Raw genomic sequence first — 25648 nt, forward strand, 5'->3', positions numbered from 1 at the left:
TAATATATAGACTGGACATAAACGACCCGTTTCGTTGTAGTGTTATTTTCAAAAAGCCCCTTTGTTTGATGATAACGCAGGAAGTGGTATGTAGAATTACTAGTTTTGATTTTAAAAGTTATAATATGCTTTCACCTAGTTTTGGTGTTGAGAAAAGGTAATAGATTTCTATTGCTTGCTAAGCGGTGGTTTATACTACTTGATATGTTAATAATTAATAAATAGCATGTGAAATTTTTGGTGATTTCACACGCTATTTATTGTGTAGATCATAGTTTTTTCTTTTTAAGAGGGCCCATTCCTATGTTGTTCATTAACTGTAGATATGAGCAACTCAAAATTATACCCTTTCAAATTCCCCAAATATTTTTATCTTCTTGTTTATCTTGCTACTTTCAGGGAAAATAAAGGTTTGTTTTGGTCCATTAACATGATTCTTATTTCCATTTGTCAATGATATAATTTGCATCCGCCTTTAAAACAAGGTAAGCTTCGTTGGAAATCAGATCATTTTTCAATTGATGGTTAATCAATTGTTTGAACCCTTTCATATGTTTAACAACCTTTTCTCCCGCTTGCTTATTTTCAAATCGTTCCACCGCTGTTAAATGCATCTGCAAAGATTTTAAAACTGAGTTATCGGCAAAGTCATCTTCTGCTGCAAAGTATTCTACTACATCATGCACGTCCGCTATTTGTTCTGGTGATGTTCCACCATTAAAGCCAAAAGCTGTGTCTAGTGCTTGCTTTCCGCCTACAATAGGTAATTTCACATAGCTTTCGCCTAAGGTTACATCAACATTTGTCTGATTTGTATCTGCAATTAACCGTTGATAATCACTTCCAGCGATAACAACTCCCAATCGATGGCCTTTTTTGAAAACATAGTCCTCAGGTAGAGTATCCCACTGAAATGTATATTCCTTTCCGGTTTCGAGCGGTTCTGAAACATCAAGTGACTGCCAATGTTGGGCATCAAGCCATCCATGTGTCACTATTTCATATGGGGCAACATGGGTTGTCTTTTCAGTTTCTTTATAACATGGACTATCTTCCTCTGATTCTTCTCCCCAGCAGGTTTTTTCATCAAGTGTTCGGATTCCTTCCCCTTGATTGTTATGATCAACACGCTCATCTTTACCATAGTCCACGATCATGGCTGTCAGATTTGTATCATCCGTATCAACGACTGCATCGATATTTACTTCGGGAATACCACTTAATCGTACATCCTTATCCAGTTCAGGTGATAGGAACATGAGGCGATTTTCCTTTTGTGTATATTCATCCTCGACCATTTGTATTTCCGTTTGTCCAGCATCATCTGTATATGTTTGTGTAACGTCTTCCAACAATGGGCTTGTTAGAAATGTACCTGGCAATTCATCATCCGCCGGTGCAAGTCTGAGGGTAACGTTTTCCGAGTCATTATCTGGCCAATTGGAATGTGTTTCCCATTCATCTGCTTCGCGCTCAATATCAACCATTGGCTCATCCATAATTCCGTTATCAATTCCCATTAACCAATAATCAAACCAACGATGAAGCGTATCGACCCATTCTTCCCGGCGAAAATCAAATGGATCTACATGACCAGTTTGGGCTAGCCAAAGTTTTCTTGGCACATCATTTTCTGCTAGAGCATCCCACCAGTTGGAAAAATTATTTGTCTTTACATTATAATCATTTAAACCATGAATCATAAACACACTTGCGTGAACCTTATCTGCACCTTTGATAAAATCTCGCTCTTCCCAAAATTCATTGTAGTTACCTGTTTTATCATCTGCTTCATGCTGTATTTTATCACGAACAGGAGCACATGCATCTATATGGGAGCTGCTGGTTACCGTTTTTGATAATCCTGAAGGACCATTCCGATAAAACGGAATACCTCCATAACGATAATAATCATACCAGCTACTAATAGCACCGATCGGGACAATCGTTTCCAAGCCTTCAATTCCTGATGCGGCCACACCGTTCGCTAATGTACCGTCGTAAGATTTTCCAATCATTCCTACTTTACCGGTAGACCACTCTGCTTCAACTATCTCACCATCCTTATCTCGTGCCTCTCCTTTACCATTCAGCCAATCTATGACGACTTCAACACTTTCAATTTCTTCAAATCCCCCGGTAGTCGGGCAACCATCAGAGTTGTTTGTTCCTACCATATCGGGCAGTACAACTGCATATCCCCGTGGGACAAAATAATTATCATAATACAGGGGGAAGAGATCATTTACGCCATCCCCATCTGGATCTTTTATTTGTGACTCGTTTCCACGACCAAGCTTTTCGTAGTAGGGGCTTGCATCCATAATAACTGGCACTTTAAGTCCATCTTCCGTTTCTTCTGGTCGTATAATGTCTACTGCAATACGATCGGCCCTTCCGTCACGGTCACTATCCAATTCCGATTCTACGTAAATTGTTTCTTTAATTGCATCAGCATAGGAGTAGATTGGCTCTGTAACTCCATCAACCAGCTGGTATCCAGTGATATCTTGAAAATTGTCATTTGAACTGGCATCTGCCACCATTGGCAACGAAATACTCAGTGTTATGGCTACCGACAACATGATTCCAAGAAATCTATTTTTCTTCTTCTTTCCAACCAAAATTAATCCCTCCATTCATAAATGATGACAATCCCCAGAACTTTTGCTAAAGGGCACTGCTTTCCGTTTTTTGCCAGTAAAATGTTTGTTTACCTCCTAATCAATTTGAATATCAGCCACTTCTGTGGATGTACGCGTTGATTCCATAGACAGCCCATTCTGAAGCAATTTTCTCGTGTTGTTTCTAACCCATTTATGTTATGTACATAACGTACACCCCCTAGATCAAAGAGCCGTAACTGTTAAACAACAATCTATCAATAGACTTTTAATGTGCTCTATAAAACAGTCCGGCTTCCAAATTGAACTAAGTATAATAGATTTAAGAAAAAAATACTGAAGAATTATGTCGAATTTATGCAATTATTTAGAAGATGGTCAAAAGTTACTAGCCGACAACAGATTTGTGGCTAATTTGTCGATAATAGAAATAGGAGAAGGTCGTAATCATGCAAAATTGGTTGTAAGTAGTCTAGAATATGAATTTACCATGAATCAGATCACCTGGGATGGATGTATAATTCTAATTCTAAGGTCAGAAGGTGCTTGTATGGGGGTAACCGTCAAAAAAGAAAAAAGTGTCGGAATATAGTTAATAAATTTAATCCAATTGAAAACAAATAGATATAATAGTATTCAAATAATTGAAAAGTGGCAAAATGATGTAAAATATGACATAGATGTTACATATTTAGAAGTGCGTTTAGTTAAGGTTTGTTAAATTTGATGAACAATAGGAAACGACCGTTGATCAACAACTGGAAGATTACAACGGAGACACAACACTTTACACACCTCGTTGAAGGTCGGGTTAAAGCAGGTTTCTCGGTTGGGGAATTTGATACGTTGAAAATCTAATTATGGAATAATAAAATTATTTAAATTTAAAACTTTAAGGAGACTGCAATGATGAAGGTCAAACAAATTGTTACCAATATTGAGACGCAGGACATTTCCAAGGCAAAACACTTCTATGAGGAAATACTTGGACTTGATCAATTAATGAATATGGATTTTATCGTAACATACGGATCACATGAAAAAATAGAAACGCAAATCAGTTTCCTTTCAGAGGGAGGTTCTGGGACTCCTGCACCTGACTTGTCAAATGAAGTGATTCGGGTACTAATACCTGGGAGACGATTTGCAATTCTTGATTTTCAGCATGTAGATGAATACGCACAATATTTTCATGAACTTGGTATTGATGTAAGTATAAGCCGAAAACATTATTTGCAGTTTCCCTTCGTCCGTTCCGTGAATTTTTTAAGCAATGCAATCTGAAAAATGATAAACATTATGCGGATTTACCCCTGTCTCTATAGCTGGATTTGCAAAGAATCGTTAATGAACATACAGGAAGAAAAGAAAGCAGATTTAGAAGCAGCTGCAGCCGACTACCGAAAACACCCCCGAAAAAGAGTTGATGGAATCGCCTGTTTTAAAAATAAAATATGTATTCCAAAGTGGAGTATCAACTTCCACTTTGGTGACTAAATAATACCCGCACCCCCTTTATTGTACGTAGACGAGTTCATCTTTGAATCAACGATTTACCCATTAATAAAAGGATTGCCTTAATGACAATCCCTAAGTCATTAGGCCATTTCATTTTTTATGCAGGATCTTATGCATTTTCAAAGGTGGATCCGGGAGGGAAAACCTTTAAATTAACGATGTATAAAATCCTGTATATTTTATCATAAAGCGATGGTGTTCCAACATTGATAAATCAACAGTATTTATGCAGCTCCCTTTCGATAAATGGAGAGCGATTTAATTAAATTGATGCTCATCTCCATTATCAATGAAGATTCTAAAACTATATTCAGATCCTGCTTATCATCCCATGTAAACACTGTCACACGTTCCAGCCTCTGGTTCATAAAAACAATGCTGTTTATATTGACCAGTAAAGGGCTGGCCATACCATGTTTGTGGACATGGACCAGATGGATTAAAGTACCAAAGTGCATATTTCGCTGGGTGTTCCCGCCAACCTCTTAAATTTCTTCTCGCTAATCTTTTTTCAACGTTTCTTGCCCTTTGATAAAAAACATTGCCTTTTTGCACAGCCTCAAAAGAGAAATTTCCTCCTTGTACTTGGAAAATGACATCCTCAATTGATCTTAAATCCTTGAAGTCAGCACAATCTGCTACATCACGGTTAACAATTACATTTCCAACATAAAGCATTCCCTGTTGTCCCTCACCTTCAGCCTCCGCTCTCATCATCCTTGCCATTAAGTTAACGTCCGCATTTCGGAAAGCTACTCTTGCCATTATTCTCACCCCCAAAATACAGTATGAAAGAAAGCCTGTATTCGTCACCTTCTTTTTGGGGTGTAAGTGCTGGCTTGGGGGTGAATTAGCGGTTTTGGCGGTTCAATAGCAAGCAAGCTGAATTACAAGGCAACTTTGGAAGCGGGAACAGAAGAGGTTCAAATACAACCCTTATCAAAAAGGGACAAAATGCCGTGAAAATTGGTTTAAAAAGCCTTAAAGGTACTTGGAATGGGAAAGATTTTTCTCATAACGAAGAAACCATATTGACCTCCAAAGAAGCTCTACAAAGTCTCATTCCATCTATCGAAAAACAGATAGCAAAGGCAAAAGAAGGCAGCTCTCAAAAAACATTAAATGAGCGTCGTTTAATTGCACTTAAACTGGTAATTGAATCTTTGGATAACCGTCTTAAATAATTCTATTTGTCAATTTTAACTGTTCCATAATCGGGCGAGATTGTTAAGGATCCCAGCCATAAAGTGATCAAACTTTTTTATAAAAATGTATACTGATTCACAGGGAGGAATCCGTTTTGATCAATCTTTTTTCAAAACAGATTCTTTTTATTTCATGTGAAATGTGGGTTAGAAAGGTGTTTTTGATTAATCATTATTTTAAAGCTAAACCGGGCCATTTAATTGAGTAAGATTACACAAAAGGTCGATTTCCCGATGTAAAGGAAATCGACTTTTTCAGATTAAATTTCCGCTCAATTATAAAAAGTTGTATTATAAGTTCCTTAGATGAATCTTAAAAATGCTGTTGACTATTCAGTTGAACTGTATTACATTATTATAAAGTCAAACTATATAGTTAAACTGAATAGAGGGTATAGGTATGAAACACAAATTATTGCCGTTGTCTGAAACCATGCATTATATTTTATTAGCATTACGTGAGCCACTCCACGGCTATGCCGTAATGCAGAAGATAGAAGAAATGAGTAATGGTACCGTTATTTTAGCTGCTGGTACATTATACGGTGCAATTGAAAATTTGAATAAACATGGTTGGATTGAACCTGTTGGAAACTCAGGCCGGAGAAAAATTTATATGATAACTGCGGAAGGAAGCTCTATTTTGAAAATAGAGCAAGAAAGGCTATTGCATATTTTATCCTTGTATGAAGGGGAAGAATCAAATGAAGATATTTAAGGTGTTTTTTGATATTGAAAAAGAAGAGCAATGGTTGAACAAGCAATTACAAGAAGGCTATCGCTGTACAAATATTAGTGGTTTGGGAATATACACTTTCGAAAAAACTGACAAGAGATATGTTATGCGACTTGATTATCAAGATTATTTACCAAAGAAAAAGTTTATGGAATACAAAGGGATATATGAGGATTTTGGTTGGAGCCACATAGAGGGGCACCGTCTGGGTGGAAGACAGTATTGGCAAAAGGAAGATGGTGATCAAAATGAAATCTTTTCAGACCGCCAATCAATGGCTAATTATTATAAAAGATTGATGGGTTATTCACTTTCGCTATGTATGCTTATGCTATTTGTTGGTATCCCCTGTGCAGATTATTCAGAATTATATCATAAAGGTCTTTGGAGTATGCATGGCGACTTATTTTGGAAGGCGTTTTTATTTGAAACTCCATTCGCCCTTTTGAAGTTATCTCCTGTACTTCTTGGTATTTTCTTTGGTACTACTTCCTATAAGTTTTATCGAAAGTATTCACTGCTAAAAGAAAAATAACACTGGGAGTTCAAGCATGCTTATTAATTCTATAAGGCAGAATGTATCCTGCTGCACCTCTTTTTTAACGAAGGAATTAGCTAATAACAATATATAAGGGGATTATAAAATGCATGTAAATTCAGTTACTAAGAAATATAATGGATCTGTAGTCTTAAAAGATTTATCTTTTGAATTCAAACAAGGAGAAATAATCGGTTTAATTGGGAGTAATGGTGCTGGAAAAAGTACACTTATGAAGATCATTGCACAAACAATTCAGACATTTGATGGAACTGTTGAAGGCAATAGTTATGTAGGATACTTGATTGAGGAGCCTAAACTGTTCAGTAATAAGACTGGATTGGCACATTTGTCCTATTTATCAAAAATCTATGGAAATACATTTAAACTTGTTGAATACGAGGAACTTCTAAAGGGCTTACAATTATTTGATGTATTGAATAAAAAGGTGAAGGAATACTCTTTGGGAATGAAGCAGAAATTAGGTATAGTTATAAGTCTATTGAATAATCCAAGTTACGTTATATTGGATGAACCAACAAATGGTATGGATATAGAAACATCTTGAAGTATTACAACAATTGAAAAAGATGGCAGATGAGTGGAATGTCGGCGTCTTGATTTCGAGCCACAAACTAGAAGATATTGAAACTATTTGTAATCGCATCTTGTTTTTGGAAAAAGGTACTATTTTCGAGGAACAACAATTTAGTAACAAGAGCCAATATATTCTCAAATTGGTTTTTGATACTCCTGCTGAGCTTACAACATTCGTCAATTATCAAGAACTCGGACGTATCATATACTCAAGTGAAAAAACTATTAAAATTGAAACGGAAGTAGAAAATGCTGAAGTCTTCCAGCTTTTGAACCAATTGGGAATAAGATTAATTGATTTCACTGTTGAGAAGAAAACGCTTCGTGAAGCCTATATGAACAAATTCAGAGGTGAATATCATGATACTAAGTATTAAAAATTATGTTAGTTACAATTTAAAAGAATTATTTAAAAAGGGACATTTGGTTGTTGGAGTGTGCTGCAAAACTTTTAAAAGAACCGAGGATGCCCAAGACACTGTAAACAATAAACAAAGTCACGATGTTTATAAAATAGTTGCGAAGTTATACCCCTTTGGATATGCTTTTCCAAAGGGGTATTGGTACAAGGTTATACCGCGATCGGTCCATATTGTTGGAGAAGAAAGTAGAAAAATATAAAGGGATGATATATATGATTGATGCTGGTTGGCTTAACATTGGCAGTCTCGCGCTTGGATTAATTGCCTGGATAATTCCTGTTTTTAATCTCCTACGAGATAAAAAGCAGGTGAATAAGAAATGGGTTGTCTTTTCCATTATCAGTATTAGTGCGTGTGCTATTTCGATATGTTTTCAGATTTTCTATAACTATCATCTAGTAAAGATTGAGGATTGGTCTGCTCTTATGGACACAATGGGTGCTGTTGCATCTGCCTCGGCTGTTCTTGTTATTGTTACCATCTTATTAAATGCACTTACCTTGATTGTATATCGAGATAGCGTTGAATGACAATAAAGTTGTTTAAAAAATTCAAACGTCTTATTCCATTAAAAACTTCAGATGACATTGTTTATTTCAAAACAGGTGGGGAGGACCCAGACTTTGAAGATGTCATCGATTATTTAAGAAGTTAATTGACAAGAGACAACCAACTCGGGGTTGATGTTAAACGTATTCCACTTCGTCATGTTCAGGAAGCCTGGCACCAGCTTTGGCTTTGAAATAAAGTTTAACTGTTTTTAAAAAAGTTGCACCGTTAAACCCCTTTGGATATGCTTTATCTGAAAGGGGTTTCCTGTTGTAAAGGTAATATAAGGTTATACAGCAATCAGCCATATTGTTAATATTATTCACAGAGAATGAATCTATTTTGATCAATCTTTTTTTCGAAATAGGTTTTTCTGTTAACGGTGGAATATGGATGTGTAGGGTGTTTTTGTAAAGAGATGAAAAGGTGCAAATTCTTTTAATCCATGAATTTGTACCTTTTTACTATTGACAAGAGCTTTTATTCATATTAATGTGAAGTTAACTTCATATGAAATAAACTTCACATGAGGCAACCTTCATTTTGTTTAGGATGATGTAGATGAAAAACCGTATTAAAGATTTTAGGAAGGAATCGAATATTACTCAGCAGCAATTAGCTGATTTGGTTTCTGTTTCTTCAAGAACCATCATTTCTTTGGAAAAGGGGAAATATAATCCTTCTGTTCTTTTAGCTTACAAAATTGCACAAATATTTAAGGTCAGTATTGAAGATTTATTTATTTTTGAGGAGGATGATAAAAATGAACAATAAAGAGTTACGAAACTTGATCATTACTATCGTGTTATCAGTAATTGGTATTGGTACATTTGTTATTAGTCTTATAGGCGATGAGGTGCCATTTGGTATTAGTGGATTAGGAATTGCATTGGCGGGCATCTCTATACAAACTTATATAGAAAATAAGAGGGACACAACGACTGAAAAAGGTGAAAAGAGAAGTGAAATTGAGGTGCACGATGAACGCAATGTATTGATCAATGCCAAGTCTGGAGAAACAGAAAATTTTATTATGAGTGGCTTTACCCTTATCGCTGCGGTTCTTTCAGTTTATCTTAATGTATCCGTAGTAGGACAAACGCTAATATTTTCTTTACTCATAATAAGTATCATCATCCGTCCTCTTGTAAAAAGATATTATGAAAATAAATTGTAGGTTTCATTGCGAGTAATACATCGTTATTTATGTAAGAAATTATAGGCTCTTAACCAAAATCTATTTTGATCAATCTTTTTTCAAAACGGGTTCTTTTAATTTAACATAAAATGCAGGTTTGCAAGTTGATTTTGATCAAACTTTATTTTAAAGCTACAGATTTTGTATATTTAAAATAAAGTTGCGATGTTTTAAAAAAAGTCTAACCTCCTGTCCTTTGACTTTTATTGAAAGATAGACTACAATTAATATTAAATTTTAAACGATAGGAGGATTATTAAAAAATGACACATGCAATGAGACTACGATTCCAAACTTTGAACCAGTAATTGAATATGGTCAAAGGCTCTGTTTGTGTAAACAGAGTAAACGGAATTAGTCTGTCCTTTTTTAATAATCTTCATTTCATATTTGAGAAATATTTGTCCACTTTTTTGAGCAATTTGTTCCCCGCATAACGAACTATTTATAGGGGGCTTAATCGTCTTGATTAAAGCGGATAAAAATATGTAGTGCATAGAAAGGAGACTTGTTCTGCCTTTCTTTATTTTTGTCTAATTTTAGCCTTTCATTGTTTGGATCAAGGGCAGGTTTATTTGCTGACGGCTTTTATTAAGCCCTAATGGAATAAGGATAGGTCTTTTTCCCTTTACTCTCGAATCACAGGCAGATGCTTGTGATTTTTTTATATTGAAAGGAAGAAACCATGACTAATAAAGAAAAAAGTACTGAATTTGTTAATAGGTATGTTCATCTATTTAGTCGTCCGCTTTGTAAAAGGCCAATGAAGGTCACTCATTTAAAAATCCTTGTTTGCTTGAATAATCATACGTTTGATTTTGCGAAACAAGGATATGTAAACATGCTGGTTTTGTGATCGAATGATAAATCGAGATATTTCTGAGGTTACTGTTGATTTAGAACTATTGGTCGGAATAAATAAGCCGACGAAAGGGTGTAGAGATTAATGGAAAATGTATGTGTTGAATTGGATAATATTGAACTTTCATTTTCAGATAGAGTGGTATTAAACATCCCCCGACTGGCTGTGCACCAGTTTGACCGGATTGGAATTGTTGGAAAAAACGGTGCTGGTAAGAGTACCTTGTTAAAACTTATAAATGGTCAAATTAAGCCGGAAAAAGGTCAAGTGAAACGATTTATAGATTTTGCCTATTTTGATCAACTAACAATCCCAAAGAAAACCGAGGTAGATTACGGTTTAAAAGGGAAACTGTCTATTCCGGAAACGGAAATTGAAAACTTTAGCGGTGGAGAACAGACGAGACTAAAGTTAGCCCAAATTTTCTCAAACTATCATGAAGGATTATTGATTGACGAACCAACAACGCATCTTGACGCAGATGGTATCCAGTTTTTTATCGAGGAATTGAGCTACTATTATGGTACTTTAATCGTCGTGAGTCACGATAGATATGTACTAGATAAACTTGTGACAAGGATTTGGGAAGTGGAAGATGGATTAGTAACGGAATATACAGGGAACTATTCGGATTATGTAGCACAAATTGAGCTTCAGAAAAGGCAGCAGCGGGAACAACATGAAAAGTACGTTAAAGAAAAATCACGTCTTATGAAAGCTGCAGAAGAAAAAATGAAGAAGGCTAAAAAAATTACACAGGCAAATGGACATATTTCTAAAAAGGAAGCAAAAGCAAAGGCGAATAAAATGTTTATGACGAAATCAAAGGATACAAGTCAGAAGGCAGTTCAGCGGGCAGCAAAGGCGATAGAGCAAAGAGTGGAACAACTTGAAGCGGTAGAAGCACCTAAAGAAGAGGAAGTCATTCGATTTCACCAATCTGGTGCCCTTCAGTTACACAATAAATTTCCGATAATGGCGGATCAGTTAAATCTAAAGGCTGGGGAGAAGACACTTCTCAATGAATCGAGCTTTCAATTTTCGTTAGGCAAGACCATTGCTATTACAGGTAAAAACGGTTCAGGCAAAACAACTTTGCTTCGACATATCTTACAAAGGGGTGAGGGAATCACTATTTCACCAAAAGCAGTTATTGGCGTTTATGAACAAATGGAATATCAGTTTACCAAAGATGAAACGATAATGGAATTTATGAAGGAAAAAAGTGATTACGATGAGAGTAAAATTCGCTCTGCTCTGCATTCTATGAGTTTTAAAGGAAATGATTTAAAAAAGAATGTCCGTAATTTAAGCGGTGGAGAGACTATTCGTCTGGCTTTGTGTCAACTTTTTCTAGGAAGATACAATGTTCTCGTTTTAGATGAACCCACAAACTTTTTGGATGTTTTTTGCATTGAAGCATTGGAATGCTTTTTGAAAGGATATGAAGGAACTGTACTTCTTGTATCGCATGATCGAACCTTTGTTGATAGAGTAGCTGATTGTGTTTATGTCATAGAGGAACAAAAATTAATATTAAGAAGTTAATGTAAAAAACTGTGAAGGGTTGTAAGGGTCCATTGAGATATTAGGGATGTAGTATTGCACTATACTTGTCTTCCCAATCTTATTTCTACTATATATAGCTGTTACTTTCCTCTTCCCCATGCTAAAAAGTTGGTATCCAGAGCGGAAGGAAGAGAGAGGTGATCATTTATAATAAAGTTCGATATAATAAGTTGACTAACAGAGTTGTGGTAATTCAACAATCGGTCTATTATATGTGGTAAAGAACAGAAGGGTACCCTGAAAATATATCGCTAAAGCGTGTAGGTAATTAGGAGGACTTTAATGGAATCCATTACGAAAAAACGTATGAAGGCGTTTCTGATTGACTTGGCAATTTCAAGTGCTTTGACTGCTGGTGTTGAGTATTTCTTGCGGAAAAAAGTGAAAAGTGAAATGGTCCATGCTGTAGTGACGCCAACCATCGTAATGTGGACACTTGAGTATGCACAGTTGCGCAAAAGTGGGAAAACAATTGGTTACAAAAAAATGCGGCTGGAGCTTGAGAGTCAAGAGGATTCTGAGTTAACATCCAGTCAGATCATTAAGCGTATGGGCTACCGGGATACAGTGGGCACTATTGATTACTTGAAAAGCCCCAAAACGTTTGAAGAAAAAGCTGGATCGATATTTCCCCACGATCGCTTTTCAGGTACTGTAGTCAAAGAACTTTAAATGTTGAAAGTGTCATCTATGAAGGTCAATAAGAAGGCATAGAAACCTCATTCTTAAGTAAACATGCTGCGGGCTTAAACGACTTTATCATGGAAAGAGGCGGATAAAATGGATTTGTGGTTTATGATTAAGGAACATTATATGCTTCTTTCTGTTTTTTTAATTATTATAGTTATATGTTTGTTTTTTCTTCTGTTCACTTGGAAAAAGTATTCTAGTATATCCAAAAGTCTAATAATAGTAGTAACTATAATTTATTTGATTATTATCCTTTTATCAATATTTGCTATAGTATTTGTGGTTTCCTTTGGTTATAATGCTTAGGAAATATTATAGTTTTATTAACAAGAAAATATTTTAAATCAGGTAGCATGGAATTCTCTTACCTTTTAAAACTACAGCAACCACCGAAAACGCTCTAAAAAAGAGTTGGTGGAATCATCTATTTTCCAAGTACTTCATACGGGATAGACTAACATGGAATTTGCCAATAATGAACTTTGAAGTGGGTTGTTTTTTTTATCAAGATGGACTAGAATAGATAACATTAATCATTGAGAAAGGAGGCAAAGAGTAATGGAAACTGTTTTCAGAAGTATAGCAGAAGAAGTAAAGACATTTTTACAATTAGGAGATTTACGTGCAACGGGATCCGTCTGTCCTTTTTTAGTAAACTCCATATGGAAAACAGTTTCCGGAAACTTTTTGTCTCATTATTTCAGGTTTAAAGAAGACAATATAATTGTTAGTGCATTCTAATTAAAACTAAACAATTAATTGATGCCGGTTTTTTGCCGGCATCTTTTTTGTTCTAAAGGGCAAAATATTGGATTTGTATGTATACAAGGCCTCTTATTGTATTAGATATTGTATTAGATTCAGTAGTTAGAAAGATAGAAAGGGTGAGACTAGTGCTTAAAAAACTTAGGCAATATAGAAACGTTTCAGTGTTCCAGACGCTTCTGAATTGAATTAAAAAATTTAGAAGCGAGGAATTTCTATATGGCAAATCAAAGAATATTTAACAAATCATTTATTTTCATATTCATTAGTAACTTTTTAGTTTTTATTGGGTTTGAAATGTTGCTTCCTATTTTACCGGCTTACATGACTAGCCTTGATGCGTCTCCCATGCAAATAGGTTTAGTGACAACATTATTCACGATAGGCGCTGTATTAATTAGACCTTTCGTAGGGCACTTTCTAATTGATAACAAACGGAAAGCATTAGCCATCGGTGCAAGTGCAATGTTAATGATAATTACGCTTGTTTATCCTTTTCTTAACATTATATGGATGTTGCTATTGTTACGATTTTTTCATGGTACCGCATGGGGCGTATCAACAACAGCTAATAGTACAATAGCAGTCGACTCGATTCCTAAATCACGCTTAGGAGAAGGATTAGGGTATTTCTCTGTTTCAACAACAGTCGGGGCGATCATAGCACAGAGTTTAGGTATCTTTATATATGACTTTTATTCTTTTGACATTGTAATTTGGTCATCAGTTATACTCAGCCTATTAGCGTTCATTGCACTTTTATTCGTTAAATCGCCTGAACCAATAAAGAGAGAGAAAGAACCATTTCGTTTTTTTGATATGATTTTTGAAAAAAGTGCATGGTTCCCAGCATTACTGACGGTTATTACAACACTCGGTTTTGGAGCGATTATTACGTTCTTAGTTGTTTTTGGAGAACAACGGAACTTGGATAATATTTTTCTGTTTTTCCTTGTCAATGCGACAGTTTCAACTTTTTTACGTCCGTATACAGGGAAATGGTATGATAGAAAAGGACCTTGGTCTATCATCATTGTGTCTGCCATTTTAGGATTTTTATCTTTAGTTGTGTTGTCTTTTGCAACTAACGACTTTCATCTTATTATCGCGGCGATTTTATTTGGAGCAGGTTATGGAACGGTTATGCCATGTCTACAAACAATGGCAGTTCAAAATGTAAGTGAAGAAAAAAGTGGTGCAGCTAATGCAACCTTTTTTTCCAGCTTCGACGTCGGTGTTGGAGTTAGCGCATTCCTATTAGGTATTTTAGCTGAATGGATTAGTTTGGAGATGATTTTTCGGATTGTAAGTTTTAGTTTTATTGTTGTCGCTGTTTTAGTTTATAGGGATTATTTAAATAAAAAGAAATAAATAGATTTAATAATGAATCCACTTCGCTTACTATGAAGTGGATTTTTTTAGAAAAACTTAAATCAAACAAAATAGCAAAGAACATTCACAGTGGAATAATGGATAAAGTAGGTCGAGTTACGGGAACAACAGTCGACATTTGGCAAAACAGACAAGTTTTTGATAGATTTAAAGCATAGAAGGGAGACGGGAATACAATGGAAAGATGGAGCTATAAAGGGTTTATGAGTGAAGTGCAGCGGCGACTGGCTGATTATTCAGCAGAAGAAATCCGGAATCTGATAATGGAATGGGCGGCTGAAGAACTTCCGGATAAGCGGATGGATTTTTTGAACAAATTGAAACTGGAAAATCAGGAGGGAATGTCACAAACAGATGCTGATACCTTGAGGGGTGAAATTGAAACTTTTGCTAAGGATGTGGAAGATGGTGCTTATGTCGATGGGTATGGATGGGATGATGATCTAAAGGAAGAAAGGGACTTCGGTGATGAGAGCTGGTCCGGGGAAATGGACAACTTTTTCCTTAAAGCCCGAAACTTGCTTCGTGAAGGTCATCATGAGGCTGCAGAAGAAGTATATAGAAAACTGTTCGACATACTGGAAATGGGAGAGGAACCGGGATTTCTTCCGGGAGTTTTGGACATCAATCATATGCTGGAAGTTGATCTGCACGAGCAAATTGCTCTTTTCCTCAGGTCGGTTTACTTGAATGCCAAACCTGAAGATCGGGTGAATCTACTATTTGAAACAATGAATGAATTTGCTTATTGGACCTCACCAAGGGTTAACCTTACCGATGTATGCGATTCATTGGATGCGCCATTACCAGACTTTCACGCCTTTTTGACAGATTGGATTGAATTCTTAAAGGAAAAACCACCTTTCCATGTTAATCAGTTACTTCGGGAAGCTGTTTTTCTTAAGGGTGGTATTCAAGCCATAGCAGCTTTTGCAAGCAGCTATGCAGACAAATTTCCGGAAGCATATATGGACTGGATTTGGGCTTTGGAAAAAGAAGGTAAAGAGGAGTCCATGCTTAAGGTTGTTACAGAAGGATTGGAAAAAATTCCGGACAACTTTACAGTAAGGGCGAATATTGCCGAAAAGATGACAGAAATTGGTCGTGAACACAATGACAGCAGAATGGAATTAAAGGGTCTTGGGGAAAGTTTTCATTCCAATCCTTCCATCAAATATTTGCTGGATTTGTATATTTTGGCTGAAAAAGAAGACTGTTTGGATGAGATAAGAGATGAAGTGGAAAATAGAATGAATGAATTAAGGGATGAGGGAAGTGTACGTGGTGAAATATTTAGATTTACAGATAGCCGGCATACAACAATCGATGAAGGAGATTACATTCAAGCGCTTATCTTAGGCGGCAGATATGAGAAAGTATTTGAGATGTGTCAAGGAAAGGGCTCTTTGGGGTGGAGTTCCGCTGCGCATCCTAAACCGATTATGCTCACCTTTTTGATGGATGTATTGTCTAGGGGTAACAATAATTCAAAAGTTCTTAAGGATCAGTGGAGGTATGCTATTTCCAGGGGTATTTTTGGTAATCAAGAGATAAATATGGATAAATACAATCAAGTCCTAAATCAGGTGAAAAGCGCTGTTTATTTAACAGAAGAACAAGAAGAATTTTATTTGACATGGTGCAGAAATGAAACGGGAAGGAGGATAGACGCGATCGTGGGTAATAAACACAGGGGAAGTTATAATAAGGCGGCGAAACTGTTGGTTGCAATGGCTGAGACGCTGGCAAGCAGTAGAAATAAACAAGATGGACTTCGCTTTGTCGAGAAATATCGCAGTAAATATTGGAGACATTCGGCATTTAAAAGAGAAGTAGCCGAGGCACTAGAAACGTCTGAGTTATGAGAGGTCGGTAATGAAAAATATCTGTCACGTGATAATTTGCAAATGGCTTGTTCGGTTCCTACAGCTGCGAAGAGCAAAAAAATACAGCGATATTGATATGATAGTAGAATTTAGTGATGCGGACTTGTCTTTTGATAATTACATGGACTTAAAATTCAACCCTGAGGATCATTTTCAGAAGCCGATAGATTTAGTCATATTAGATGATATTAAACCCGCTTTAAGACCCAGTATTTTGGGGGGAGTGCTATATATGCAGAGGGAGCCTAAAGTTTTTTAGAAGATATTTTATCCGCTGCAGTTAAAGTGGAGAAATTCACTAGAGGAGTATCCTATATCGAATCCACTATCCCGGCCGAACTCCTTCATTCAAATTTACATGAACATATGCGTTGTAGAATGCATATAATTTTTTAAACTTGAAATACCCAACATGGGTATGGTAAATTAGAAAGGAATTAAAATAAGGAGGTAATTTGAATGACCAATAAAACACTTAACGTACAAGGTATGTCTTGTGGACATTGCGTGAACGCTATCGAAGGAAATATTGGAGAACTAAACGGGGTTGAAGCGGTACAGGTTCACTTGCAAGATGGAAAAGTCGACGTAACCTTTGATCCAGAAAAACTGGACTTGAAGGATATTACAGAAGCTATTGAAGAACAAGGGTATGATGTCGCCTAGTGATCGTGCTTATGTAGTGCGATCTCTATATAACAACATTTTATATCCTTTTAGTCAGAGAGCTATGACAAGCAAAAGTGAGTTTCTCCAGGTATTTTATATTTTGGGTTGGTTATTTTAACGTATAGCTTGATTACTGGAGATAGCCCCTTTCAAAGTAGCGGAATAGACCATAACCAATATAAAATTTTAGAAGTAGTTCACAAGGAGGAAGAAACAATGGATCACAGTCAACATCATCATCATGAGTCTCATGTCGAATCAGAGGTCAAAACGAATGTCACATACAATAATGGGAAAGTTTTCATTGAATTGGAAGATGATACGGGGAACCCTCCTGAACTTGCAATACAACATGAAAAAGAGATGCATTTCATCATGGTCTCTAATGATTTAGAGGAGTATTATCATTTGCATCCAGAGAAGGAACAACAAGGATTGTATGCTGTAAACCAGGCTCTAAATGATGGTACCTATCAGGCGTTCGTTGATATTGCACCGGAGAATAAGGTATACCAAATTACACCAAATACGTTACAGGTCGGGACAAATGAAACAAGTAAAGTACGTCTTGATGGAAAGGATAATTGGACGAAAGAGCGTGATGGGAAGACAGTCACGTTAGATGCCGTGGATGCAATAGTTGGGGAAGAAGTATCTTTGAGATTTGACACACACGGGGAAAAATCGGATCCATATTTAGGTGCCTTAGGTCATGTGGTTATTGTAGATGAGGATGTGAAACAGTATATTCATGTCCATCCAGAATCAGATGATACAACCACGTTCAATGCGCATTTTTCTAGACCTGGCATGTACAAAATCTGGGCGGAATTTAAGTTTGGAGATGGAGTGCACGTCTATCCTTTTATTATCGAAGTAAAAGCATGAGCAAGATCATTAATAAGCTACGAGGGGTAGGATAATATGAACAACTATCAACTTGAAGTCTACACCAGACCTACTTGTTCTGATTGCCAAGACTTGAAAAAGTTCTTGCAAAGCCATCATATTCCTCACAAGGAGTACGATTTAGCAAAACAACCAGCAAAAGAAAAAGATCTGATAAAGGTAACGGGAAATAGAATCGTTCCGGGAATCGTTTTTTCTCAGTCCTCCTTCTTAGGGTTGAGAAAAAAGCCAAAAAGCATGACAGGGTTTGAGAGGAATAAGGATGAAATAAAGAAGCTGTTAAATGTAGGGTAGCTGTCATTATATACCCTGATATCTCGGTTAGGGGAGTTTTTTTTTTTTTTTTTTTGAAAAAATTATACCCGCCCCCAGTAAGGTAAGTAGTAAAATTAAAATGTAATACTGGAAGGAATATTAGTATGTCTACACATTCACCGACAATTTCGCAACCTGATCCAAGGCGTTGGAAAGCACTCTTTTTGTTGCGCTTTGCGAATTTCCTTGTGATGATGGATGCTGTGATTATTCAGATTACGCTACCATCTTTAAGTGGGCTTGATACAGGTTATTGTTAAAATGACAAATTCAGACTGTGCTTTCAATATGGTAATAACCATTTACGAGTTATTTTGCAATATATGAAGGTTTTCTGTTGACATAAATACCTTATGGGGGTATAGTATAGATAGAACAGAAAAGGAAGTGATTCATTTGGATAAATTCTTACGTGATCACCCAAGTAAACCAAGAACACAAGATGAAAAGCAAAAAGTTATTAACCGTTTGAAACGTATCGAAGGTCAAGTTCGCGGCATACAGAAAATGGTGGAAGAGGATCGATATTGTGTCGATATTTTAGTACAAATCAGTGCCATTCAATCCGCATTAAAAAATGTAGGTTTCGCCGTCACTGAAAGACATATCAACCATTGTGTCAGTGATGCGATCAAACAAGGTGAAGGTAAAGAAACGATTGAGGAATTAATGGATGTATTGAAGCAGTTTTCCAAGTAGGGGGGATTGTTATGAGTGATGCAAATCATGCAACATTAGGTATAACAGGAATGACTTGTGCTGCATGTTCCAGTCGTATTGAAAAAGTTTTAAATAAAATGGACGGTGTGGAAGCACAAGTTAATTTAACGACAGAAAAGGCCACCGTAGATTACGATTCAGAGAAAACTTCCATTGAAGATATCACCAAGAAAATTGAAAATGTCGGCTACGGTGTTTTAATGGAAAAAGCAGAACTCGATGTTTTTGGAATGACCTGTGCTGCATGTTCGAGCCGTATTGAAAAGGTTTTGAATAAGCAAGAAGGGGTTCAATTTGCCGCTGTAAACTTAACAACAGAAACCGCGTCTATAGAGTATAACCCCGGACTGGTAGATCTTAAAGCATTGATTGGGAAAATCAAAAATATAGGTTATGATGCAAAACCTAAAGCCGAAGCAGCGGAAAAGCAAACGCATAAAGAAAAAGAACTGCAACATAAGAAGACGAAGCTGATCATTTCGGCTGTATTGGCTGCACCATTAGTATTAACGATGCTCGTTCATTTATTTGGCATGAATTTACCGGCAATATTCATGAATCCATGGTTTCAATTTGTATTGGCAACGCCTGTGCAATTTATCATCGGATGGCAATTTTATGTCGGCGCCTATAAGAACCTCCGTAATGGTGGAGCGAACATGGATGTACTTGTTGCATTAGGTACAAGTGCTGCTTATTTTTATAGTTTATACGAAGCATTGAAGACTATCGGCAAACCGCATCTGTATTTTGAAACAAGTGCTGTGTTGATCACATTGATTTTATTTGGCAAGTATTTGGAAGCAAAAGCGAAAAGCCAGACAACGAATGCACTATCCTCTTTGCTTAATTTACAGGCAAAAGAAGCTCGCATCATAAGAAATGGCGAGGAAGTCATGGTTCCAGTTGATGAAGTTGTCGTTGGTGATCGATTAGTTGTAAAACCTGGGGAGAAAATACCTGTAGACGGCAGGCTTGTAAAGGGAAAAACTTCTGTCGATGAATCAATGATTACAGGGGAATCCATCCCAATTGAAAAGGACGTAGACGCAAGTGTTATTGGTTCGACGATAAACAAAAATGGCTCAATTGAAATGGAAGCAACAAAGGTTGGTAAAGATACTGCCCTTGCATCGATTGTCAAAGTTGTGGAAGAAGCTCAAGGATCGAAAGCGCCAATTCAACGTTTAGCTGACGTCATTTCCGGCTATTTCGTTCCGATCGTTGTAGGGATTGCCATTCTGACATTTATCATCTGGATAGCGTTTGTCCAGCCTGGCCAATTTGAACCTGCATTGGTTGCGGCAATTGCTGTACTTGTTATTGCCTGCCCATGTGCGTTAGGGCTTGCAACGCCAACTTCGATCATGGTAGGAACAGGAAAAGCTGCAGAGAACGGAATTCTTTTTAAAGGTGGAGAACACCTGGAAAGAACCCATCAGTTGAATGCGATTGTTCTTGATAAAACAGGAACCATCACGAAAGGAAAACCGGAAGTAACGGATTTTACGGGTGATGAAGAAGCATTACAATTATTAGCCAGTGCAGAAAAAGGATCAGAACATCCACTTGCAGAAGCGATCGTGGCCTACGCAACGGAGAATAACATCGATTTATTGGATGTGGATGATTTTACTGCTATACCTGGCCATGGTATTGAAGCGAAAATTTCCGGAAAACAAATTTTTGTTGGCAATCGCAAATTGATGAATGACCAGCAAATTGATATTGGTGCTAACGAGGAGAAATTAGTTGCATTTGAAACCAATGGCAAGACAGCGATGTTGATTGCCATTAATGGAAAATATCGCGGAATTGTTGCGGTTGCCGATACCATTAAAGAAACGGCCCCACAAGCAATCAAAGAGTTACAAGAACAAGGTCTGGAAGTAATCATGCTAACAGGTGATAATGAAAGAACAGCCCAAGCTATTGCAAAACAAGTAGGAATCGACCATGTGATTGCGCAGGTATTACCTGAAGAAAAAGCGGATAAAGTCAAAGAAATTCAGGACGAGGACAAAAAGGTAGCAATGGTTGGTGACGGTGTAAACGATGCACCTGCGTTGGTCACTGCAGATATTGGAATTGCCATTGGAACTGGTACAGAAGTGGCCATTGAAGCTGCTGACCTTACGATTCTTGGTGGGGAGCTATTGCTCATACCAAAAGCCATCAAAATCAGTCATGCTACGATTAAAAATATCCGTCAAAATCTCTTCTGGGCTTTCGGCTACAATACAGCAGGAATCCCGGTTGCAGCAATCGGATTCCTTGCACCATGGGTCGCTGGTGCAGCAATGGCACTAAGTTCAGTAAGTGTTGTTTCTAACTCTCTTCGCTTAAAGAGAGTGAAGATATAATTTCCAGACAACTTTAAAGGAGGTGAGAAGGTCATGAAGACAACTTTAAATGTACAAGGCATGTCATGTGATCATTGCAAAGCGTCAGTTGAGGGTGCATTAAATAAATTAGATGGTGTATCAGCAGCTGAGGTTAATTTGGAAGCGGGCAGTGTGGATGTTACCTTTGATGATTCAAAAGTAACTGTTGATGCCATGAAAGAAGCTATTGAAGAGCAAGGCTACGATGTTGTGGCCTAATATAAGCAAGAATGAAAAGCTGGTTTTCCTTTTTGGGAAACCAGCTTTTTACATAAAAAATCATTATTAACCAGTATGTCCCTCTCTATATCTTCTTCCATAATTACTATTTTTTGAGTTTGATGGTCAATTCAGCTGGAATATTTGCATCACTCTTTCGTTTAATCGTTACGTTTAAAGGAACATACAAGCCATTTGTAATGGTGTATGCTCCTTTTTTGAACACCAGATCTGCCTTTTAAGTTGTTACCAATAAGTTCATACCAATTATAAGGGATATGGCAGTCCGGGAAGGGAAAGATAATGACAGCAAGCAACATTAATTGGGAGCGAGATTCTGCTGACTTATAAATAACTAAATAATTTTTTATTACATCCTAAATAATGTAATGCCAGTGAGTTTGGCTTTGAGAAGGAGTTGACACAGGGTAAAATGAAATTTAACAAGAAAAAAATTAATGTTGTCGATATAAAACAAACGAAGAAAAGCGTGTTTGCTACAGGGGTAGGAAACGCTATGGAATGGTTTGACTTTGGTTTATATTCCTATTTGGCAGTTATTATCAGCCAAAACTTTTTTAGTGCAGTTGAGAATAATGAGCTAAAATTGGTCTTCACATTTGCCACATTTGCGATAGCCTTTTTAATGCGCCCATTAGGCGGTATTATATTTGGTAAAGTCGGTGATAAATATGGACGAAAAGTGGTTTTAACCGTCACAATTATTTTAATGGCTTTGTCCACATTACTAATTGGTTTATTACCTACATACGATCAAGTAGGTATATGGGCACCTATCCTCTTATTAATCGCTCGAATTATTCAGGGCTTTTCAACTGGTGGTGAATACGCTGGTGCAATGGTCTATATTGCGGAATCCTCCCCAGATAACAAACGTAATATGCTGGGAAGTGGATTAGAAATTGGTACGCTCACCGGTTATATATTAGCTTCACTACTTGCCAGTGTCCTCTTTATTACATTATCTGATCAACAGATGGCCTCATGGGGGTGGAGAATACCGTTTTTACTCGGCTTACCTCTAGGGTTGGTTGGCTTTTACCTAAGAAGGAGTTTAGGGGAAACGCCGATTTTTGAAAATGAACTCTCCGATGATGACATCGAGGAGGAAAGCTTCCTGTCTATTTTGAAAAACCACAAAAGAGATGTTCTGGTTTGTTTCGTGGCTGTCGCATTCTTTAGTGTGACAAACTACATGTTACTATCATACATGCCTTCTTATTTGGATGAAATTATTGGATTATCCAGCACAGTAGGAACCGTATTGATTACGGTTACAATGATTATCATGGTACCACTTGCTTTCATGTTTGGAAGGCTCAGTGATAACATTGGAAACAAGACTGTTTTCTTAATTGGTTTAGGCGGATTAACCCTGTTATCCATTTTCGCTTTTTATTTATTAAACTTGAATGGTTTAATATTTGTTTCTTTAGGCATTCTCATTTTGGGTGTTCTGCTTTCAACTTATGAAGGTACCATGCCTGGATCGTTGCCAACAATGTTTTACACAGATATACGATATCGAACATTGGCTGTGACCTTTAATGTCTCTGTTTCCATATTTGGCGGGACTACCCCATTGGTTTCAACATGGCTGGTCCACCAAACCGGGAACAACTTAGCCCCTGGTTTTTACCTGACAATCTTCAGTATTATCGGGTTTTTGGTGATTTCATTCCTGTTCAGTAGCACAACAGGAAAATCTCTAAAAGGTTCCTACCCAACAGTGGCCTCCAAGTCCGAGTATAAAGAAGCTGTTGAAAACCCAAAAGATTCATTATGGTGGGAAACAGAAAAGAGGGATGAATAAAGTGAAACTTCATTCAGTGGGGGGGTCTTTCTACCCCGCTGAATCAAGTGAACAAAACGAATTTTAATTAGAACATATACTTTAAGAAGGAAGAGGCTGTTCCAAGGTTAAAAAGTCATAACCAATCGGGACAGCCTCTTTTTTGTGAACGAATGTACTTAAACAAGCGGGCGCAAAATTTTAATCACGCATTGCGCTTGCCTCACGGGAAGTCATTGCACCTTGTCCTTCGCTTATATCTTTCTGAATTTCTTGCTTGACTTTTTTGGCATCGGTTCCGGCAAATCCTGGTTTCGTACTGGAATTTTTTGTGCTTTGTTGATCTTGTTGTTGCATACAAATCCTCCTTCATTTATTGCTTAACAAGCTTATTATTTACAAAAAACAAAAGGTGATACTGATAGAGGATGTTCAAAAAGTCCGGTAGAAATGACATGCCCCTGCAAAAGGGGTATGCCGACGTTGGCGCAAAGCCCGTTTTTAGTCGGCCTTCCTTTGAAAAAGCTCGTTGGCTTGCCGAACTATCCTCCCCAGGGCAGGTTAAACTATGGAATAAAAACCTGTCATTAGCACAATTTAAAGAGGATTCCAGTAATGCATGTAAATGGTGAATGGACAACTTTCAAGGTGAAGGGGGTTGCGATTTTGAAGAATGCCATTACACATATACTTACACACAGACTTGCCATTTTCGGAATATGTATCGCCATATTTTATCAGTTTTTGTTTATTATTTGTTGGCAAACCGGCTTTGGGAGTATCCCGAATAATACCTCACATCTGAAGGTAGCGATCATTAATGAAGATACGGAAATAGGTCCTGCTTTAACCAATGCCCTTGCAAAGCAACTCCCTTTTCGTACTAAAGTTGAACACTCTTTACCTCAAGCAAGGGAGAAATTAGAGCGACGTACTATTCAGATGATTGTTCGTGTTCCGGAAAACTTTACCCAACGTGTTGGAAATCTTCAAGACAAGGCACAAATTGATTTCTTTGTTAATGAATCAAATCCCTTGCTGATCGGAAATACGGTGACACAAACAGCTGCAACAGTGACAGCGAAGATTGACCAACAGTTTGCCACCCATGCTTTGGAAAGGATCATGGGAAAACCAAATATTCCACAAGGACAAATACAAAAACTTGTCCACCAGGCATCACAAAGGGTTATTCCCGATGTTCATAAAATCCATCAAGAAGAGAACATGGGCAATCTCATGGCACCGTTTATGTTGGGGCTGGCGGGCTTTATCGCGGCAATGATTCTGCAATTGAACTTATTTAATGCGTCGAGAATGATTGGCGATGTGGCTAACAAATGGCAGAAGTTTGCTGTAAGAAATGGAATTAACGTTGTGATTGCCATCATTTGCTCCTTTATCGCAAGTGAACTGTTGGTTTTATTTCAAGTGCCGATGGTGAAAGGCTTTTTTGCCATTTGGGGATTCCAATTTCTTGTGATGTTAGCTTTTATCGCTTTAACTCAAATTTTTGTCATCCTTTTCGGTTTGTACGGGTTGTTTTTTAACATCACGATTCTTATTATACAAACCATGTTAGCTGGTGGATCCATACCGCGCGTGGCGTTACCGGATTTTTACTATCACTTGGGGAAAGTCATGCCCATGAAATATTCCGTTGACGGCAGTTTTGATCTTTTGCTCGGCGGAACAACGGTATCAAAGGATATCCTTGCTCTGATAATCATTACAATCATTTGTATCGGCATTTGCGTCCTGTTAACCGCCATCGTGATTAAAGATGAAAAAAAGGATAAACCAGTTCAATATGCAAACAATGAAGAAGAAATCACAGATGTTTTGCCGCCATTTCATGATGGAGATCAAGGAGATGGATCAGATTCATTCAGCGGATCAGAGGGGCATACAGATGATCATGGTACAAAAGAGGAATAAGAGATACTGCATTTCGTCTGCTGATTCAATAAATTTACGTGTTTCTCCAAACCAAACCAGCTATTTTGTTGACAAAGATAATGAATCGATGTATTGTTGTTGCATCAACGTTGTCTAGTCAACAACATTT

Annotated in this window: 30 protein-coding genes and 1 pseudogene; 28 read left to right on the top strand and 3 right to left on the bottom strand. The window is 37.1% G+C overall.

Annotated features, from left to right (window positions below):
* Positions 1–437: 437 nt before the first annotated feature.
* On the bottom strand, positions 438–2639 hold the full coding sequence (locus O2S85_RS01180) for a Xaa-Pro dipeptidyl-peptidase (RefSeq protein WP_269410961.1): 2202 nt from the start codon (positions 2637–2639) through the stop codon (positions 438–440).
* Positions 2640–3530: 891 nt separating this feature from the next.
* On the opposite strand from O2S85_RS01180, the gene O2S85_RS01185 reads away from it, so the two are divergent.
* Positions 3531–3908 carry a VOC family protein gene (locus O2S85_RS01185; protein ID WP_269410962.1) on the top strand — a complete coding sequence of 126 codons (378 nt, stop codon included), beginning with the start codon at positions 3531–3533 and terminating at the stop codon, positions 3906–3908.
* Positions 3909–3971: 63 nt separating this feature from the next.
* The gene (locus O2S85_RS01190; RefSeq protein WP_269410963.1) at positions 3972–4121 is read left to right on the top strand and encodes a hypothetical protein; all 150 of its coding nucleotides are present in this window, start codon (positions 3972–3974) and stop codon (positions 4119–4121) included.
* Between the two features lie 345 nt (positions 4122–4466).
* Here O2S85_RS01190 and O2S85_RS01195 read toward each other — a convergent pair whose 3' ends face one another.
* Entirely contained in the window at positions 4467–4907 is a 441-nt protein-coding gene (locus tag O2S85_RS01195) for a cell wall hydrolase (protein WP_269410964.1), read from the bottom strand.
* A gap of 149 nt (positions 4908–5056) precedes the next feature.
* Between O2S85_RS01195 and O2S85_RS01200 the strand changes: the two are divergent.
* The 25 genes and pseudogenes from O2S85_RS01200 to O2S85_RS01310 all read left to right on the top strand — a co-directional run.
* Positions 5057–5326: pseudogene (locus O2S85_RS01200) on the top strand (hypothetical protein); the annotation flags it as partial.
* A gap of 421 nt (positions 5327–5747) precedes the next feature.
* Positions 5748–6065: a PadR family transcriptional regulator gene (locus tag O2S85_RS01205; RefSeq protein ID WP_269410966.1), complete on the top strand. Its 318-nt coding sequence runs from the start codon at positions 5748–5750 to the stop codon at positions 6063–6065.
* The gene (locus O2S85_RS01210; protein WP_269410967.1) at positions 6052–6618 is read left to right on the top strand and encodes a DUF2812 domain-containing protein; all 567 of its coding nucleotides are present in this window, start codon (positions 6052–6054) and stop codon (positions 6616–6618) included. The genes O2S85_RS01205 and O2S85_RS01210 overlap by 14 nt, the downstream gene beginning before the upstream one ends.
* A 109-nt stretch (positions 6619–6727) precedes the next feature.
* Entirely contained in the window at positions 6728–7189 is a 462-nt protein-coding gene (locus O2S85_RS01215) for an ATP-binding cassette domain-containing protein (protein ID WP_269410968.1), read from the top strand.
* A gap of 22 nt (positions 7190–7211) precedes the next feature.
* Entirely contained in the window at positions 7212–7595 is a 384-nt protein-coding gene (locus O2S85_RS01220) for an ATP-binding cassette domain-containing protein (protein WP_269410969.1), read from the top strand.
* Between the two features lie 257 nt (positions 7596–7852).
* On the top strand, positions 7853–8170 hold the full coding sequence (locus tag O2S85_RS01225) for a hypothetical protein (RefSeq protein WP_269412419.1): 318 nt from the start codon (positions 7853–7855) through the stop codon (positions 8168–8170).
* Positions 8167–8295 carry a hypothetical protein gene (locus O2S85_RS01230; protein ID WP_269410970.1) on the top strand — a complete coding sequence of 43 codons (129 nt, stop codon included), beginning with the start codon at positions 8167–8169 and terminating at the stop codon, positions 8293–8295. The genes O2S85_RS01225 and O2S85_RS01230 overlap by 4 nt, the downstream gene beginning before the upstream one ends.
* A 455-nt stretch (positions 8296–8750) precedes the next feature.
* Entirely contained in the window at positions 8751–8963 is a 213-nt protein-coding gene (locus O2S85_RS01235; protein WP_269410971.1) for a helix-turn-helix transcriptional regulator, read from the top strand.
* A complete protein-coding gene (locus O2S85_RS01240; protein WP_269410972.1) occupies positions 8953–9366 on the top strand; it encodes a hypothetical protein in 414 nt (137 codons plus the stop codon). The genes O2S85_RS01235 and O2S85_RS01240 overlap by 11 nt, the downstream gene beginning before the upstream one ends.
* Positions 9367–9650: 284 nt before the next feature.
* Positions 9651–9695, top strand: a complete 45-nt coding sequence (locus O2S85_RS18690) for an erythromycin resistance leader peptide (protein ID WP_367748662.1) — start codon at positions 9651–9653, stop codon at positions 9693–9695.
* A gap of 377 nt (positions 9696–10072) precedes the next feature.
* Entirely contained in the window at positions 10073–10243 is a 171-nt protein-coding gene (locus tag O2S85_RS18695; protein WP_367748641.1) for a putative RNA methyltransferase, read from the top strand.
* A 90-nt stretch (positions 10244–10333) separates the two neighbouring features.
* Positions 10334–11797: an Msr family ABC-F type ribosomal protection protein gene (locus O2S85_RS01245; RefSeq protein ID WP_269410973.1), complete on the top strand. Its 1464-nt coding sequence runs from the start codon at positions 10334–10336 to the stop codon at positions 11795–11797.
* Between the two features lie 303 nt (positions 11798–12100).
* Positions 12101–12490, top strand: coding sequence for an RDD family protein (locus O2S85_RS01250; RefSeq protein ID WP_269410974.1), 390 nt, complete (start codon positions 12101–12103; stop codon positions 12488–12490).
* Between the two features lie 576 nt (positions 12491–13066).
* Positions 13067–13249, top strand: coding sequence for a hypothetical protein (locus O2S85_RS01255; RefSeq protein WP_269410975.1), 183 nt, complete (start codon positions 13067–13069; stop codon positions 13247–13249).
* A gap of 243 nt (positions 13250–13492) precedes the next feature.
* Positions 13493–14644 (top strand): MFS transporter, encoded by a 1152-nt coding sequence (locus O2S85_RS01260; RefSeq protein ID WP_269410976.1) that lies wholly within the window; start codon positions 13493–13495, stop codon positions 14642–14644.
* 197 nt (positions 14645–14841) lie between these two features.
* Complete coding sequence (locus O2S85_RS01265; RefSeq protein ID WP_269410977.1) at positions 14842–16530, top strand: hypothetical protein; 1689 nt, start codon at positions 14842–14844, stop codon at positions 16528–16530.
* A gap of 97 nt (positions 16531–16627) precedes the next feature.
* Positions 16628–16810 carry a DNA polymerase subunit beta gene (locus O2S85_RS01270; protein ID WP_269412420.1) on the top strand — a complete coding sequence of 61 codons (183 nt, stop codon included), beginning with the start codon at positions 16628–16630 and terminating at the stop codon, positions 16808–16810.
* 200 nt (positions 16811–17010) lie between these two features.
* Positions 17011–17217: a copper chaperone CopZ gene (copZ, locus tag O2S85_RS01275; RefSeq protein WP_269410978.1), complete on the top strand. Its 207-nt coding sequence runs from the start codon at positions 17011–17013 to the stop codon at positions 17215–17217.
* A 219-nt stretch (positions 17218–17436) separates the two neighbouring features.
* The gene (locus O2S85_RS01280) at positions 17437–18108 is read left to right on the top strand and encodes a DUF8832 domain-containing protein (RefSeq protein ID WP_269410979.1); all 672 of its coding nucleotides are present in this window, start codon (positions 17437–17439) and stop codon (positions 18106–18108) included.
* Positions 18109–18144: 36 nt separating this feature from the next.
* Positions 18145–18423 carry a glutaredoxin family protein gene (locus O2S85_RS01285; RefSeq protein WP_269410980.1) on the top strand — a complete coding sequence of 93 codons (279 nt, stop codon included), beginning with the start codon at positions 18145–18147 and terminating at the stop codon, positions 18421–18423.
* Positions 18424–18548: 125 nt separating this feature from the next.
* Positions 18549–18704, top strand: a complete 156-nt coding sequence (locus O2S85_RS01290) for a hypothetical protein (protein ID WP_269410981.1) — start codon at positions 18549–18551, stop codon at positions 18702–18704.
* 136 nt (positions 18705–18840) lie between these two features.
* Positions 18841–19143: a metal-sensing transcriptional repressor gene (locus O2S85_RS01295; protein WP_269410982.1), complete on the top strand. Its 303-nt coding sequence runs from the start codon at positions 18841–18843 to the stop codon at positions 19141–19143.
* Between the two features lie 11 nt (positions 19144–19154).
* Positions 19155–21527 (top strand): heavy metal translocating P-type ATPase, encoded by a 2373-nt coding sequence (locus tag O2S85_RS01300; protein ID WP_269410983.1) that lies wholly within the window; start codon positions 19155–19157, stop codon positions 21525–21527.
* 33 nt (positions 21528–21560) lie between these two features.
* Positions 21561–21767, top strand: a complete 207-nt coding sequence (gene copZ / locus O2S85_RS01305) for a copper chaperone CopZ (RefSeq protein ID WP_269410984.1) — start codon at positions 21561–21563, stop codon at positions 21765–21767.
* 433 nt (positions 21768–22200) lie between these two features.
* Positions 22201–23601: an MFS transporter gene (locus O2S85_RS01310; protein ID WP_269410985.1), complete on the top strand. Its 1401-nt coding sequence runs from the start codon at positions 22201–22203 to the stop codon at positions 23599–23601.
* 180 nt (positions 23602–23781) lie between these two features.
* On the opposite strand, the gene O2S85_RS01315 is transcribed toward O2S85_RS01310, so the two are convergent.
* Entirely contained in the window at positions 23782–23937 is a 156-nt protein-coding gene (locus O2S85_RS01315) for a hypothetical protein (protein ID WP_269410986.1), read from the bottom strand.
* A gap of 258 nt (positions 23938–24195) precedes the next feature.
* Between O2S85_RS01315 and O2S85_RS01320 the strand changes: the two genes are divergently transcribed.
* Positions 24196–25518 carry a YhgE/Pip domain-containing protein gene (locus O2S85_RS01320; protein WP_269410987.1) on the top strand — a complete coding sequence of 441 codons (1323 nt, stop codon included), beginning with the start codon at positions 24196–24198 and terminating at the stop codon, positions 25516–25518.
* The last annotated feature ends 130 nt before the right edge of the window (positions 25519–25648 follow it).

The sequence above is a fragment of the Lentibacillus daqui genome, assembly GCF_027186265.1.
GTDB classification, from domain to species: domain Bacteria; phylum Bacillota; class Bacilli; order Bacillales; family Amphibacillaceae; genus Lentibacillus_C; species Lentibacillus_C daqui.